Genomic DNA, 15874 nt, shown 5'->3' with positions numbered 1-15874 from the left:
AGTTGGCCTCTCATTAGCAACATTTTAGGCTTGAAGATTTTGAAGCGACCAACTTTTGTAGTGCCGTCTCAAAGTATGAACTATTATTCTGTGCTGCATTGACAATAACGTCGCGCGCCCATGCAGGGAGTTCGTGATGAAGCTTATAAAACACCCATTTTCCCCGCCTTTCGTCGAGTAGAATGCCGCACTTACGTAATTGCGCGAGGTGACGAGATGTTTTGGGCTGATCTAAATCGAGTGCTTCCATCAGATCACAAACACAAGCTTCACCCGCTTCTGCAATTAACAGGAGTGACTTCAATCTCGTATCGTCTGATAAGCATTTAAAGAATGTACAAGGATTCATCATTTATATGTCAGAAATATATGTGGAAAATAACATATGTGAAATATCGCATGTGACTGTATGTAAGTAAAGTGTTTCGTTGGTGGGACAAGCTTTGAGTACGAAAAATGAAACAGCTGGAGTGATGGAGTTAGAAAAGAAAAAAAGGTGGCGTTGAGCAGGGAACGTCCAAGCCACCGTGTAGCTAAACTTTATAAATCGTCAACAAAGTCTTCACGAGCAGGACTGAATGTATCAATCAAAATGCCACCCGTTGGGCAAACTGCGCCATGATCTACGTGTGGTGGAACGAAAAAGCTATCTCCCGCTTTGAGTACTTTAATCACGCCATCTACATTGACGTGAAATTCACCTTCCACTACGTAAGAAACTTGCGAATGACGGTGAGCATGCACATATCCCTCAGCGCCCTTATCAAACCAAATTTTAACTGCCATTAATTCGTGGTTGTATCCAAGCATTTGGCGCTTTAGACCGCCACCGATGTCTTCTATTTCGGTTTCGTTGCCAAAAGAAAAATGTTCGCTTTGACTCATAAGAAATCCTCTTTTCGGTTTTATCGGTTTAGTCGTTTGATTCGTCAAAACTAAACTCGATGTATTTTACCAATAGGTCGACTAATAAGCAGAACGCTGCACTGCTTGTCGACCAAATTGTTAGACCAATAGATCCCTGTTTTACTTCTTCAGTTGAAGGAAGTAATCGTAAATCTCAGGAACGTTACCATTTGCCATACCAGCATCAAATGCTGCTTGTAAGTTAGCAGACGTACCTTCTGCAATTTCTGCGCGAGTACCTAAGTCTTTCACCATTTCCAAGAAGTAACCTAAATCTTTATTCGCGTTACCAATCGAGAAACCTAAATCGCTAACGCCATCTACGGCGTAGTTCTTACAGAACTGCATGAATGGAGAGTTAGACGGGCCAGTAGACATAATATCAAAGAGTTGTTGACGATCTACACCAGCAAGCTCTGCTACAGCGAATGCCTGTGACATAGCAGCAACGGTAGTCATTCCCATGAAGTTGTTAATCAGTTTCGTGGTATGACCGGCACCTAAAGCACCTAAGTAAAAGACGTTCTCGCCTTGCATTTCTAGTACAGGCTTCACTTTATCAAACGTCGCTTGATCGCCAGACGCCATAATGTTTAGTAGGCCATCTTTTGCGTGGGCTGGTGTGCGACCCAGAGGTGCGTCAATCATGCCAGCGCCTTTCTTAGCTAGGTCTGCGCCAATTTTACGCGTAGATGCTGGAATTGAAGTACCGAAATCAACAAGGACAGCACCCTCTTTAATACCAGCTAAAATACCGTTGTCTGCGTAGACTAGGCTTTCTACAACATTTGAAGTTGTTAGACACAACATAATGATGTCACTAGCAGCTGCTAATTCAGCCGCTGATGATGCTTCTTTCGCACCGCGGGCAACCACAGCAGCAACAGCATCTTTATTGAGATCCATTACAATTGGTTCGAAACCCTTCTTTTGAAGGTTCTCAACCATGTTGCTACCCATAAGGCCAAGGCCGATGAAACCTATGGTAGGTTTTGTCATATCTAACTCCTAAAATTGTAGTGTATATCTATCTGAGTACTAATTAGTGCAAGCGTTTTGCGATGCATTAGTAGTAAAAGCCAGCTGTTTCCAGTTAATGAGTTTGCAACGCTTTATTAAAGTCTTGTTTACATCTCTATCTTTAAAGTCACATACTAACCAATCTGCTTTTAAATTGTCAACCAATTTAGTTTAAATTGGATAACCATATCTGGTTTTGTTTTTTCGAAAAGTGTTTTAAGTCACAATGAAAGTGCCTTACTTGGCTTGTGAGCCCCAATTTTATTGATTGTAATGAATATAGCGTTTATCCTTGACCTCTCAATTTTTTGGCTTCTTCCTTACTAAAAATGGACTATAAAATATGACTACAAGTGCTAAATATGACTACCTAATCGTTGGTGCAGGCCTGTTTAGTGCTGTCTTTGCGCATCAAGCCAGTTTACAAAACAAGCGCATATTGGTCATCGATAAGCGTGACCATAGAGGTGGTAATATCTACTGTGAAAATGTAGAGGGCATTAATGTACATAAATATGGCGCACACATTTTTCACACCAGCAATAAAGAAGTATGGGATTACGTGAATCAGTTCGTTGATTTTAACCACTACGTCAATTCTCCAGTCGCAAACTATCGCGACAAGCTTTATAACCTGCCATTCAATATGAATACCTTCTATCAGCTATGGGGTGTAAAAACACCAGCGGAAGCAAAGGCCAAGATTGAAGAGGTACGCGCACCTTATAAAGATTTAGAGCCGAGTAACTTAGAAGAGCAGGCGCTATTTTTAGGTGGTAAGGATTTATACGAGAAGCTCATCAAAGGCTACACCGAGAAACAATGGGGCAGGCCGGCCACAAAAATTCCTTCATTTATTATCAAGCGTTTACCTTTTCGTTTTACTTTTGATAACAATTACTTCAACGATTTGTATCAAGGGATCCCAATCGGTGGTTACAACAAACTGATTGATGGATTGTTCGGTGACACAGAAATATTGACCGGTTTGAATTACTTTGATGAAAAAGAAAAGTATGACGCAATGGCAGATAAGGTGCTTTACACCGGTAAAATAGATGAGTTTTTTGACTGCCAGTTTGGCAAGCTAGAGTATCGAAGCTTACATTTTGAAACCGAAGTGCTCGACACTGATAACTTCCAAGGCAATGCGGTGGTAAACTACACTGACAAAGATGTGCCTTTTACACGCATCCTTGAACACAAACATTTTGAGTTTGGCACTAGTGATAAAACCGTGATCACACGTGAGTATCCGCACGAATTCAGTAAAGATAATGAACCTTATTACCCATTGAATGACAAAGTAAACGAAGCGTTACTGAGTCAGTATCAAGAACTGGCTCAATCTGCGCAATACCGTGAAAAGTACATTTTCGGTGGCAGGTTAGCTGACTATAAATACTATGACATGGATGACACCATAGAAGCGGCGCTTAAATTGACGTCGCGAGAATTAAGCTAATAATATGAATAATAAAGTTTTTATTGCCCGTAATTACCGCTCAAAGTTTGACGCTGCAGGTAAAGCAAAGATGGATTGTGAAACCATCCTATTAAACAATGGGTGGCGCAACGTTGGCTTTAAACAAACGTGGATTTCGAACTCCCTACTAGGCACCTTGATAAGCGCTATTGGTATTACTTGGGGAATATTGCGTATACCCAAAAACAGTTATATTTGTTTACAGTATCCATTCAACAAATTTTACGGTTATTGTTTGTGGGGTGCTAAGCGCAAAAATTGTAAAGTCATTACGATCGTTCACGATGTAAAAAGCCTAAAAGGTAAATATGGCTATTCGCAAGACGAAATCGACACCTTAAATGAATCTGACCAACTCATCGTGCATAACAAAGCCATGAGAACTTGGTTTGAGAGTCAAAATATTAAGCCTGATATGTATGAAATTGGCGCCTTTGACTACTTACACGAACCAAAGCTTTCCTTACCAAAAGCAGCGATTGATTATGCGAATTTACGTATTGTCTTCGCCGGTAATATGGGTTCAAAACAAAGTTTTATCTATTCATTAGATGACACTGAAACAGCTGGTTTTACCATGGACTTATACGGCGTGGGTTTTTATCCCGAATCAGTTAAAAAGTCAGAAGGCTCAGTACTCAACTACAAGGGCATGTTCCCAGCCGACGAAGTGATCGATCGCATTGATGGTGACTTTGGTCTAGTTTGGTATGGCGAGTCTTTAGATTCCTGCGATGGCGTTGCAGGGCAATATCTCAAATATAATAATCCACATAAGTTGTCATTGTACTTGCTGTGTGAAATGCCAATTGTCATTTGGGATAAAGCGGCCATGGCTGCTTTCGTAACAGAGCATGATATTGGGATTACCGTCAGTTCCTTAAGTGAATTATCAAGCAAGATAACAAGTTTGAGCAAAGAGGATGTTGAGCGCTTTAAGACGAATGTTAAAGCGCTTAAATTGAAACTAGAAAAAGGCGAGCTCTTATCCGCTGCCCTAAGGTCAGCTGAGGCGGAACTGTAAACTTTCATTTGTCGAAGAGTCTGAGCCAACAAAAACCGTGAACTCACCGTTTTCAACGACTGTGCTCAGATTCTTGCCAATAAAGCCTAACTTGTCGCTAGCGATCACAAACTCAATGGTCTGTTGTTGTTCTGGCAATAACAGCACTTGCGCGAAGTCTTTTAGCTCCTTAAATGGGCGACTTACCGAAGCCACTTCGTCTCTGATATACAATTGAACAGTCTCTATTCCTTGCCTTTCGCTGACATTCTTTACGTCAACACTGACGATAATTGAGCTGTCTAGAGTCATACTTTGAGAGGACAATCGCAGGTTTGAATATTCAAATTTTGAATAACTCAAGCCAAAACCAAAACAATATAAGGGCTCAGACTGAACATCGCGATAAGTTGTACTGTAGCGTAGGTCATTCTCTCCCGCGTCAAAGGTGTGACTAGTGCGCTTGTAGTTATAGTAAATCGGCACTTGTCCTGAATGATAAGGAAAAGTTACGGGTAACCTGCCTGCGGGATTATAGTCACCAAGTAAAATGTCAGCGACCGCCTTACCTCCCATTGTTCCTGGCATCCATGCTTGTAACAACGCGTTTGAATTTTTTGCAATATCAGTCAGAACATATGGGCGTCCAGATACAATGACCGTGACTACCGGTGTGCCGGTGAAAGCAATTGCTTCAAGCAACTGTTCTTGCAAGCCAGGCAAGTGTAATGAGGCAGTGCCACCGCCCTCGCCACTCATCCAATATTCCTCACCTAACACGACAACAGCGATATCCGCCTCTTCTGCGGTCTTTATAGCTTCAGGAATGAGTTCAGCGCCAGATTGCGTAAACTTGTCAATGCTAACACCTTGCGCATAGCTAAGTTTTATTTTGCCAGCCAAGGCAGTGTCGAGACCCTCAAACACGCTGAAGGTGTCCTCTGGGTTGCCTTCAGCAAACCACCATCCATTTAAGTCTGCTTTGGTTTTTGCAAAAGGACCAATAACAGCAATTTTGGTCAGATTTGAATTGCTTGAGTCAAGAGGCAAAATACCATTTTTGTTTTCCAACAAAACCATACTTTTGCGGCTTAGCGCCAATGCGGTCTGTTTGTTTTCAGTTTTGAGAAGCTCGTTAGTTTCACGTTGCTCATCAAAATATAGATACGGATCGTCGAATAAACCCACTGTGTACTTTAAGCGCAGTACCCTGCGAACCGATTCATCAATAATATCCAGACTTATTTTGTCCTCGTCCAGTAGGGCTTTCAGGTGAAGAGTATAAGCATTTGAGGTCATATCCATATCGACATTATTTGAGATTGCCATCAGGGTTGCTTGTTTTAAGTCTTCGGCAACGCCAATTTTAATTAAGTTTGGAATAGTTTCCCAATCTGTCATAACTAGACCTTGAAACCCTAGCTCGCCCTTTAACACATCCTGAACGAGAAACTCATTACACGTCAGCGGAGTACCATCATACGCAGTATAAGCTAACATAATGCTCGACACGCCAGCATCAATCGCGGCTTTGAATGGCGGAAGGTGGATCTCGCGTAACTCTCTTTCGCTGATGTCCTGAATGTTATAGTCTCTGCCAGCAAGCGCAGCACCGTAGCCAGCAAAGTGCTTAACTGTTGCGAGGACGTTTTCCGTTTGCAAGGTATTTGTGGCTTGAAAGCCCAAAACTCGACGCTCAGCAATCAGGCTTCCCAAAAAGGGATCTTCGCCAGCACCCTCTAGGATCCTTCCCCAACGAGGATCGCGACTCACATCGACCATTGGCGCATAAGTTAAGTGTATACCTGAAGCGGCAGCTTCTCTGGCCGCGACAGCTGCTGAGCTTTGGATCAAATCGAGATCCCATGAAGCTGCTTCAGCGAGTGGAACCGGCGTAATCGTTTTGTAGCCATGGATGACGTCTTCTTGAAATAACAAAGGCACTTGACCATTTGAAACAGCGATTTCCTGTAATGCACGATTTTGCGCTGCGCCATTTGACTTCAATACACTACCAACTTTCCCTTCAGCAATTAACGCATGATGTTCTGACGTGGGTTTGCCCTCAATTGGGATCAGATTAAGTTGACCTATTTTCTGTGCCAAACTAAGTGAATTTAGTAGCGATTCAATTCTATTATTTGCGTCATTCCCTAAGTCACTTCCCAGGGCTGTTTTTTTGCTATTTTCAATTGATAAGTTCGTCATAACACCGCTTCTTTCATGGCATTCATTCGTATTCTCTATCGAACAAGATACTGTGCATTTATGACGATTACATTATCATGTGCGTTTCGTCGGGCTGAATAATTAAATTTCATTATCAAATGTCGTAATTACATATTTTCAACGTCACGATGCCAAGCAGCCACCGCGAGAACAGCCGTCACCCCGCCCACAGCCGTCACCCCGCCCACAGCCGTCATCCCCGCGAAGGCGGGGACCCAGATTCCTGCCTCCGCAGGAATGACGAAGAAAGTAGGAATGACGTGCCCCCCACAACCGTCATCCCCGCGAAGGCGGGGACCTAGATTCCTGCCTCCGCAGGAATGACGAAGAAAGTAGGAAAGACGTGCGCCACAACCGTCATCCCCGCGAAGGCGGGGACCCAGATTCCTGCCTCCGCAGGAATGACGAAGAAAGTAGGAATGACGTGCCCCCCACAACCGTCTTCCCCGCGAAGGCGGGGACCTAGATTCCTGCCTCCGCAGGAATGACGAGGAAAGTAAGAATGACGTGCGCCACAGTCGTCTTCCCCGCGAAGGCGGGGACCTAGATTCCTGCCTCCGCAGGAATGACGAAGAAAGTAGGAATGACGTGCCCCCCACAACCGTCATCCCCGCGAAGGCGGGGACCTAGATTCCTGCCTCCGCAGGAATGACGAGGAAAGTAAGAATGACGAAGAAAGTAGGAAAGACGTGCCCCACAACCGTCATCCCCGCGAAGGCGGGGACCTAGATTCCTGCCTCCGCAGGAATGACGAGGAGAGTATGAATGACGTGGAAATCAGCAATAACCGTTGAACATGAGTCATTGCATGCCATGCGCATTCAATTTATTCTATGAGAGTGCTGTAAAAACAGAAGCGGCTTCAAATACCTCCTTCGTTCAAACGTTCAAAGGCAAGTTTACCTATATTAAACCCATGGAAGATTTCAATGCGCCTAGCCAAAACCTCTCGTCTTACTAAACCAAAAAAGCCAAAGATTATGCTCATTAGTTTGTTCTGGCTTGGCTTGTTTGTAGGCTTGATATTTATGGTGAGATACACTAACGAACATAACCAGGAAGTTGTTGTTGCCGAAGTCGGCGATCCTTGGGATCCTAAACTAATCGAATGCAATAAAGTGGAAGATGCCACGCCAAGTGATGCCTTATCAGCTTGTATCGAAGTTGCGCAAGACGGTTGGTACAATGCTATGTATCGTTTAGTTTGGGCGTATAACCAGCCTGGAGAGTTCTTCGATTGGCGTGCGTCCTATTATTGGGCAATGGCGCTTAGTGAAGTCGATGACTATGCTGAAGTTTTTGCACAGTTATTACTATTCAAAAATGGTGAGAGCGATACCGATAAACTAAAAGGCGAAAAGCGCATTCGAGAGTTGGCTTCAAACAACCACCATATTGCCAGCGCATATTTAGCGTCTTTATATTACCTAGAGTTGAACATCTTACCTAAAACCGAAAGGATCAGTTGGCTGCTTGAGCGTTCATACAATGAGAATAAGCATTGGGTGTTGCCAACAGACATCGCTACTATTTATGCCGAGGGTTATTTAGGAAAAAAACAGCCTGCCAAAGCGAAGAAAGTGCTCCTGGCAGCTGCTGCATTAGATTTTCCACACCACGCAAATAATATTGCTTGGTTAATGGCTACCACACCTATCAAAGAACTAGCCGACTATTCCACCGCGTTGAACATTGCATTGAAAGTCACAGAGGTTGAAGAATACTCTATAGACTATGTTTACGTTGATACCCTCGCGGCAGCTTATGCTGCAAGCGGTGATTATGAAAATGCGGTTGAAACTCAGAAGAATGCGGTTGAGTTGCTAAAAATCGAATATGAAAATGGCGGAGAAGGGCACCCTAAGATTAGCTCCTTCGAATCGCGCTTAAGCTTATTTAAGCAACAGAAACGCTTTGTTGATGATCTACCAGCCAATGATGGAAAGGCCTTTTTTACCAACTTCAAGGATATGATTGAAGCGGATTTAGGGCAGAGCTTTTTCTTTGAAATCGAGGCGCCAGAAAACCCAATTGTGATTGAAGACGAGTCCACCGTCCAAGTTGATAGCAATAACACTCAAATGTAAAGCAATGTAAAGATGCTGAACTAAACTCTGTTCTCATGGACTTATTCACGTTGAAAGAGCGCATTGCAGGTTTCATCCCTACCTTTTCCTGCGATGCAATCTTTCACATTTTCAAAAGTGAATATGATTGGAGAGTCCAAGCCCCATGCAACAAGCTAATATCCTTCTTATTGATGACGATGTTGAGTTAACCGACTTATTGAGTAAGTACTTATCGGTTGAGGGATATCAAGTGACGGTTGCGCATGATGGGGAAGCCGGAGTTGCCTTGCTAACAAGCCATAATTTCGACCTGATTTTGCTAGACGTCATGCTGCCTAAAATGGATGGTTTCGAAGTTTTAAAAGAAATTCGCTTCCGTCAGTTAGTGCCGGTGGTTCTGCTAACAGCGAAAGACGAAGAATTCGAGCGGGTTTATGGTTTAGAGCTTGGTGCTGACGATTATGTGCCGAAACCCTTCAGTTCTCGAGAGTTACTAGCCCGTATCAGAGCGCACATCCGCCGCGAAAACTATGCTTCTAATCGCAATATGCAATCGACACTGAACATTGGCAAGTTGGTTGTGAATACCAATTTAAGAGAAGTGTTTTTCAATGGTATGTTTCTTGACCTTACGGATACTGAGTTTTCACTCGTTGAAATGCTTGCGCTTCATAAGGGTAAGGTTGTATCTCGAGAAGACATCAGCCTACAAGTATTTCGACGTCCACTGAACGAATTTGATCGCAGCATCGATATGCATTTTAGTAATCTACGGAAAAAACTAGCGATGTGCAAAGCCAATAACTTGATCCGCACTATTCGCGGAAATGGTTATATGTTGGTGCAAGAATGGCGCTGATAAGCACTCATAAATTCAGTCAAATTTTGCGTCGTATTAATCCATCTGCGAGTATCTTCGCGAGAGTGTTTATCTGGTTTTGGTTTGCGACGATCATACTTATAGCAACAACAGCATATTTAGCTAGGCAGGTGTTCTTTGAGCTAGAGATCCACGACATAGACCCATCGCAATTGCTAGAGCTGAGCATGATTGAGCAGGATCTCAATAAGTACTTTCAATCCCTAGATGCGGAGTCACTCGACCCAAACCAAAAGGCAAAAGCACTGTTTGAGTACTCAACTGACAATAAGATATTTTTAATCGCTTTGCCCGCACAAGATCCTCTTCAAGCGCTATCAAATAGTCTTGAGCGTGATCTGGCTGGTGAGTTAAATGCTTCGATAAATTTGGATTTGATTGCACTTCCACCGCCTGTGATCCCGTCAAATATCCAACTGCAAATCTTTAAAAATCAACAAGAACTGAAACGTTTTGATACCAGTTCAGCGGCATACTATGGCCCATTAAATTTAAGTATCGGCGATGAACGCTTTTTGGTCTTTCGAGCAGTCCCCAAACCGCTTGCTTGGTTCGTTAGCGCAAATCAAAATAGTCCCAAGTTTTTGGCGCTTCTGTCAGTGCTACTCAGTGGCGTGTTTTGCTTTGCTTTGGTAAGAACCTTACTAAAACCTATTAAAGGTTTGCAAGAAGCCACATCACAGATGGCGAATGGGCAACTGAATTACAGAATGCAGGAAACAAAACTGGGGAAAGACGAACTCGGCGAGTTAGGGCGTCAATTCAACACAATGGCTGCTCGTATAGAGCAACAAATGTTGGCCCAGAAACGCCTATTAGCGGATATATCTCACGAACTTAAAACGCCCTTGGCGAGGCAATCTATCGCCCTAGATTTGATTCACCAACAGAAAGACCAAGCACAGCAAGCCCTTGCTACCGACTCTATTTCATATGATGAGCACCTGCAGCGTATTGAAAAAGAAAATAAGCTAATCAACGAAATGATAGGTAGTTTGTTGACCTTATCCAGACAGGAGCTGGATGAGACAAGGCAGCAAGAGGTCTTTCAAATTGGTGTTGTGATCCAAGACTTAGTCGATGATGCAGCCTATGAAAACACACGGATCACAGTGTCATTTGACAATCATTTAAGCCAAGCGCTATTACTCAATACAAACAGGCAACTTTTATCTAGTGGCTTAGAAAATATTCTGAGGAACGGGCTGAAATATGCGAAATCATTTGTTTTGGTATCCTTACGACAAGAGGGGAAAACGCTCAACATTACCATTGAAGACGATGGTTGTGGCGTGGAAGAGGAAGAGCTTAGTAACATATTCAAACCCTTTGTTAGAGTATCAAAGGCCAGAGACCGGATTAGCGGCGGAGCAGGCTTAGGTTTGGCAATTGCACAAAAAGCGATTGATGCCATGAAAGGTCATATTGAAGCCAATAATAATGAGTATGGCGGTTTAACCGTCAGCGTTTTTTTACCCATTGATTTATCAGTAGAGTTTGAGAATTCCACCGCCGTACTCTAAGCTAGTGACACATCAAAACGATATCCAACATGCTTTAGGGAACGAAACGTGCTGCAACCAGAATCGACCGGCGTTATTTTTGTTGATATCCAAGGTAAATTGGCTGAGCTCATCGAACAAGCTGAGCCCTTTATTAGCAACACAGTGGCTCTGTTCAAGGGCGCACAAGACTTACACATGAAAACGCTTGTTTTAGAACAGATGCCCGACAAACTCGGTCATACGGCTTCTGCACTCAGCGACTGTTTTTCTTCAGAACAACAAATCATCGCTAAGCACCACTTCAATGCGTGTCATGAAGCTGAATTTGTAACACAGTTGCAGGATCCCAGCATTAGCGACTGGCTAGTTTGCGGTATCGAAGCGCATATTTGTGTCTATCAAACAATCACAGGGTTGCTTGAAAGTGACTTAGCTACACCGCGGTCTATTCATCTAGTATGTGATGCCATTGGCTCGCGAAACCTAAATAATAAAGCCATCGCTATTCAGAAGCTCAATGCTTTGGGAGTGCAGTTAAGTTCCACTGAAATGTGTCTGTATGAGCTCTTAAAGGATGCTAAAAATCCAGCTTTCAAGCGCATTTTGAGCTACATCAAATAGGATGAGAGAACTCGCATGTCCCAAACATCGCAATACCAAAGGAAGACGAATGAACACGAATTACATATTGAATAGCCGCCTGCAACGCTCTGCACTAAACTTGCGGGCAGCAACCTTCGCCGGTTTGGCTCTGTTAAGTTTGTGTGCGACGAGTTTTCACAGCCAAGCTACACAGGTTGCGAATAAGTCTCAAGAAACGAACAACGCTCAAGAAACCCTCTCACAGGACAATTTGATATACATGCTCACTGACAAGGGCATGATAGTCATTGAGCTTGCCGACTTTATTGCCCCGAACCACGTGAAGCAATTTACCGCTCTAGTGGAAGAAGGCTTTTATGATGGATTAGATTTCTATCGTGTTATTGACGGCTTTGTGGCCCAAGGCGGGGACCTGAGTGAAAAGAAAGCATCGGCGCATAATGGCCCTTTGCAAGCCGAGTTTAGCCGGATAAGCGAGCCTAAATCTGAATTCTATCCGGTTCAATCTCCCGATTTATATGCAGACGAAACGGGTTTCATTAAAGGCTTTCCAGCGGGTCGAGATACAGAAGCAAAGACTGAGTGGTTGCTACATTGTCCTGGCGCTGTCGCAATGGCGCGGACTAATGACGCCAACTCTGGCACAAGCGATTTCTACATTGTGATTGGCCAAGCACCTCGTCAGCTCGACCGCAACATGAGTGTGTTTGGTCAGGTTGTTTATGGCATGGAACACGTACAAGCCTTTTCTCGAGGTAAAAGAGAAGACGGCGGACAGATTAGCGATGCAAGTCAAAGAAGCAAAATTATTAGCGCAAGGCTTGGTAAGACTATCCCTAAACTAGAACAAATCGTGCTCACACGCCCAACCGTGCGAGGAGACATATTTCAGCAACGACTGGAAGGTGGCAGAACCTTGGATAATCCATTTTTTCACCACAAAGGAAATGGCAATATTGATGTTTGTTATTACCGGCCCATGACTTCCGTTGCACAGCACTAATTAAAAAGGTAAACAAAAATGACTCAGTTAACTATCGATATTGTTTCAGACGTAAGTTGTCCCTGGTGCATTATCGGTTATAAAGCGTTACAAGAAGCGCTTGAAACCGTCTCACCAGATGTTACGGCTACTATTGAATGGCAACCCTTTGAACTCAATCCTCAAATGCCACCTGAAGGCCAAGAAATCACCGAACATCTGACGCAAAAATATCGGATTTCTGAAGAGCAAGCGGAGCAAAATCGCGAAGTGATTAAACAACGGGGGCTTTCTGTGGGTTATGAGTTCGGTAATCGAGGTGGCGGTCGTATTTACAATACCTTTGATGCTCACCGTTTGTTGCACTGGGCTAAAACAGTAAGTGCAGCAAAACAAACTGAGCTGAAACTCGCCTTGTTCGATCTTTACTTTAAAAACAGCGGAAACCCAAGTGATCATCAACAGCTATTGGACCTTGTCGAGCAAGTCGGTCTTGATAGAGCGCTCGCGTCTGAGGTTTTGAGTTCCAATCAATACGAATCAGATGTAAGGCAAATTCAGCAACGTTATCAGCAAGCGGGTGTGCAATCGGTTCCTGCGGTTATTGTGAATAACAAGCATTTGATTAGCGGTGGTCAACCTGCAGATGTATTTGCTCAAGCACTCACTGAGATAGCCAAGCAAGCTTAAACTGAGAAATCGCTTAATCCTCTGCCTGCTATATTTGCTTGCTATCAGTACGGCAACTAGAACGCGCCTTACATGCCTTGCAGTGCGGCGAAGGAGCGGGTGTAAATTAAAATTTACACATCATGAAAAGATGAACAGTAAGCCAGTTTATAACGACTTAAACATAACAAGCGGCTGTTATAGGATGAACGATTAGCCAATACGGAACGTATAAAACGCCCGACGTAAACCCATTATAATAACGATAAATAAAAGCATTGCGACCAATCTTAATGGCATAGGTTAGGGTACTCTAACCGGCAGCTCAAGAGATGAAACGCAGTGGTCTGGATATTATTCTAACAATAAACATGGAGCCCCAAACTAATGACGAAAACAACAAGTCGCCTTCCTCTGAAAAAAGTTTTTAAAGCGAGCATTATTGCCGCTTCGCTAGCGTTCGCCGGATTTGCATCTGCCGCAGAAAGCTTCGAGATAGAACATCTACCTAAGGTGAAGCACGCTGGTAACATCACCGTTTCGGCCGATGGCAAACATACCGCTTACACTGTATCTAACCCACGCGACATGCTCGCGGGTGATAAAGATGGTACGGCCGACACTCATTTATATGTGATCGGCAGTGGCAAGAACGCTAAGCCTATTAAGTTCATTGGGAACAAAGACGGCGTATCGTCATTACAGTTCAGTGCAGATGGCGAAACCTTATTCTTTAAGTCTAAGCGTGAAGACGACAAAATGACGTCTTTATATTCTATTTCAATGTCGGGTGGTGAAGCGATTAAGCGCTTTGAATTCGAAACATCTATTGGCGACTATGCAGTATCAGAAGATGGTAGCACCTTATATTTTGTTGCGCGTGAAAAGCAAAAAGAAGACGACCTAAAGAAAAAAGGTTTTAAAGCTTATGTTTATGAAGAAGACCAGCGTTTAGCATCACTATGGTCTGTCGCATTAGGTGATTCCGAAGCGAAAGCAACAAAACTGTTTGAAGGCGGAAATGTATCAAATTTTGACCTTTCACAAGACAATAAGATGATTGTGGCTGCCGTTGCTCCCACCAATCTAATCGATGATTACTACATGCAACGTGACCTTCATGTGATTGATGTTAACTCTGGTGACGTGATAGCAACTGTCGATATTCCTGGCAAATTAGGTAGCTTTGAATTTAGTGAAAATGGAAAGCACATTGGTTTACTTGCTGGAACAGATATTCACGATTCATCAAATGGCGTGCTTATGGTCGCTGATACAAAGTCAGGTAAGCTCACTCAGTTAACGCCAGACGCGGAACAACACATTGTTGATATTGATTGGATGGGTAAAGACATACTCGCTGTTGCTCATCGAGGCGTTGAGAGTGCTGTTGTATTGTACGAAACAGACGGTGATATTAAGCGTACTTACAAAACACCTGAAGATATAGTGGTTCGAAGCGCAGATATTGGCAAAGGCGAGATTCGTTTTATCGCAGACAGCCCTAAGCATCCGCGCGAAGTATTCGAGCTAACGCGCAGCAAAGCGACTAAACTGACTAACAACAACACTTGGCTAAAAGATATCGAGTTGGCAAGCCAGTCAACATTTAGCTTTAAAGCAAGAGATGGCCGCACAGTTGAAGGTTTGTTAATGCAACCCAGTGGCGATGCTCCTGCGGGCGGTTGGCCATTGATTATGGCTGTGCATGGCGGTCCGGAAGCGCATTATAGTGATGGCTGGTTAACTGGCTACTCAACGGCAGGACAATATGCTGTTGCCGATGGCTACGCGGTGTATTACCCGAACTACCGTGGTTCAACAGGTCGCGGTGTGGCGTTCGCTAAAGAACATCAGAACGATTATGCCGGAGCTGAGTTTAACGATTTAGTTGATGGTGTAGATGCGCTTGCTGAAGCTGGCGTAATAAACCGTGATAGAGTCGGTATCACCGGGGCATCATACGGTGGTTATGCGTCAATGTGGGGTGCCACTGCCTTATCTGAGCATTTTGCTGCATCAGTTGCTTTCGTTGGCATTTCAAACCAAGTCTCTAAGTTTGGTACCAGCGATATTCCAAACGAAATGCAGTTAGTTCACTCATTGAAATGGCCTTGGGAAGACAACTGGATGAACTTACTTGAGCGCTCTCCTGTGTTTCATGCTGGTAAGGCTAAAACACCCATCTTGATCCTACACGGTGAAGAGGACACTCGCGTTCACCCAGGTCAGTCGATGGAGCTATATCGTTCTATAAAAGTGCGTACTGAAACGCCGGTTCGCTTAGTATTTTACCCAGGCGAAGGTCATGGCAACCGCAAAGCAGCTGCTCAATATGACTACGCTCTTCGCTTAATGCGCTGGATGGATACTTATTTGAGTGAAGATGCAACTCGCACTACACCAATGCCTGAATTTGATTTAGGTATGGCTGATCGTTTGAAGAAAGATGACGAGAGTGAAGGAAGTAGCAAAGACGATTAAGCTACATAGTGATTTATGTGGCGACAAACTATGAGGTC

General features: G+C 43.7%; 13 protein-coding genes. 9 read left to right on the top strand and 4 right to left on the bottom strand.

What is annotated here, in order from left to right; all coding sequences use genetic code 11:
* Positions 1-13: 13 nt before the first annotated feature.
* The 3 genes from RM556_RS06605 to RM556_RS06595 all read right to left on the bottom strand — a co-directional run bounded on the left by RM556_RS06605 (position 14) and on the right by RM556_RS06595 (position 1905).
* The gene (locus tag RM556_RS06605; protein WP_311374285.1) at positions 14-349 is read right to left on the bottom strand and encodes a metalloregulator ArsR/SmtB family transcription factor; all 336 of its coding nucleotides are present in this window, start codon (positions 347-349) and stop codon (positions 14-16) included.
* Between the two features lie 191 nt (positions 350-540).
* The gene (locus RM556_RS06600) at positions 541-885 is read right to left on the bottom strand and encodes a cupin domain-containing protein (protein WP_311360819.1); all 345 of its coding nucleotides are present in this window, start codon (positions 883-885) and stop codon (positions 541-543) included.
* Between the two features lie 141 nt (positions 886-1026).
* Positions 1027-1905: an NAD(P)-dependent oxidoreductase gene (locus RM556_RS06595; RefSeq protein ID WP_311360820.1), complete on the bottom strand. Its 879-nt coding sequence runs from the start codon at positions 1903-1905 to the stop codon at positions 1027-1029.
* Positions 1906-2269: 364 nt separating this feature from the next.
* Between RM556_RS06595 and glf the strand changes: the two genes are divergently transcribed.
* Complete coding sequence (gene glf, locus RM556_RS06590) at positions 2270-3391, top strand: UDP-galactopyranose mutase (protein WP_311374195.1); 1122 nt, start codon at positions 2270-2272, stop codon at positions 3389-3391.
* Positions 3392-3395: 4 nt separating this feature from the next.
* On the top strand, positions 3396-4436 hold the full coding sequence (locus tag RM556_RS06585) for a hypothetical protein (protein ID WP_311374194.1): 1041 nt from the start codon (positions 3396-3398) through the stop codon (positions 4434-4436).
* Here the strand turns inward: RM556_RS06585 and bglX are convergent.
* The gene (gene bglX, locus RM556_RS06580) at positions 4416-6623 is read right to left on the bottom strand and encodes a beta-glucosidase BglX (protein WP_311374193.1); all 2208 of its coding nucleotides are present in this window, start codon (positions 6621-6623) and stop codon (positions 4416-4418) included. The genes RM556_RS06585 and bglX overlap by 21 nt on opposite strands.
* A 950-nt stretch (positions 6624-7573) precedes the next feature.
* On the opposite strand from bglX, the gene RM556_RS06575 reads away from it, so the two are divergent.
* From RM556_RS06575 to RM556_RS06545, 7 genes are all read left to right on the top strand, one after another.
* Positions 7574-8731 carry a hypothetical protein gene (locus RM556_RS06575; RefSeq protein ID WP_311374192.1) on the top strand — a complete coding sequence of 386 codons (1158 nt, stop codon included), beginning with the start codon at positions 7574-7576 and terminating at the stop codon, positions 8729-8731.
* 145 nt (positions 8732-8876) lie between these two features.
* A complete protein-coding gene (locus RM556_RS06570) occupies positions 8877-9572 on the top strand; it encodes a response regulator transcription factor (protein WP_311360825.1) in 696 nt (231 codons plus the stop codon).
* Positions 9563-11116, top strand: coding sequence for an ATP-binding protein (locus RM556_RS06565; RefSeq protein ID WP_311374191.1), 1554 nt, complete (start codon positions 9563-9565; stop codon positions 11114-11116). Before RM556_RS06570 ends, RM556_RS06565 begins: the two co-directional genes overlap by 10 nt.
* 48 nt (positions 11117-11164) lie before the next feature.
* Entirely contained in the window at positions 11165-11719 is a 555-nt protein-coding gene (locus tag RM556_RS06560; protein ID WP_311374190.1) for an isochorismatase family protein, read from the top strand.
* A 49-nt stretch (positions 11720-11768) separates the two neighbouring features.
* Entirely contained in the window at positions 11769-12704 is a 936-nt protein-coding gene (locus RM556_RS06555) for a peptidylprolyl isomerase (RefSeq protein ID WP_311374189.1), read from the top strand.
* 18 nt (positions 12705-12722) lie between these two features.
* Positions 12723-13373 carry a DsbA family oxidoreductase gene (locus tag RM556_RS06550; RefSeq protein WP_311374188.1) on the top strand — a complete coding sequence of 217 codons (651 nt, stop codon included), beginning with the start codon at positions 12723-12725 and terminating at the stop codon, positions 13371-13373.
* A 366-nt stretch (positions 13374-13739) separates the two neighbouring features.
* Positions 13740-15836 carry a S9 family peptidase gene (locus tag RM556_RS06545; RefSeq protein ID WP_311374187.1) on the top strand — a complete coding sequence of 699 codons (2097 nt, stop codon included), beginning with the start codon at positions 13740-13742 and terminating at the stop codon, positions 15834-15836.
* Positions 15837-15874: the final 38 nt, after the last annotated feature.

The organism is Alteromonas sp. W364, assembly GCF_031846205.1.
Lineage (GTDB): Bacteria > Pseudomonadota > Gammaproteobacteria > Enterobacterales > Alteromonadaceae > Glaciecola > Glaciecola blandensis.
The sequence above is the reverse complement of the archived record's forward strand: the minus strand, read 5'-3'. Positions and strand labels throughout refer to the sequence as shown.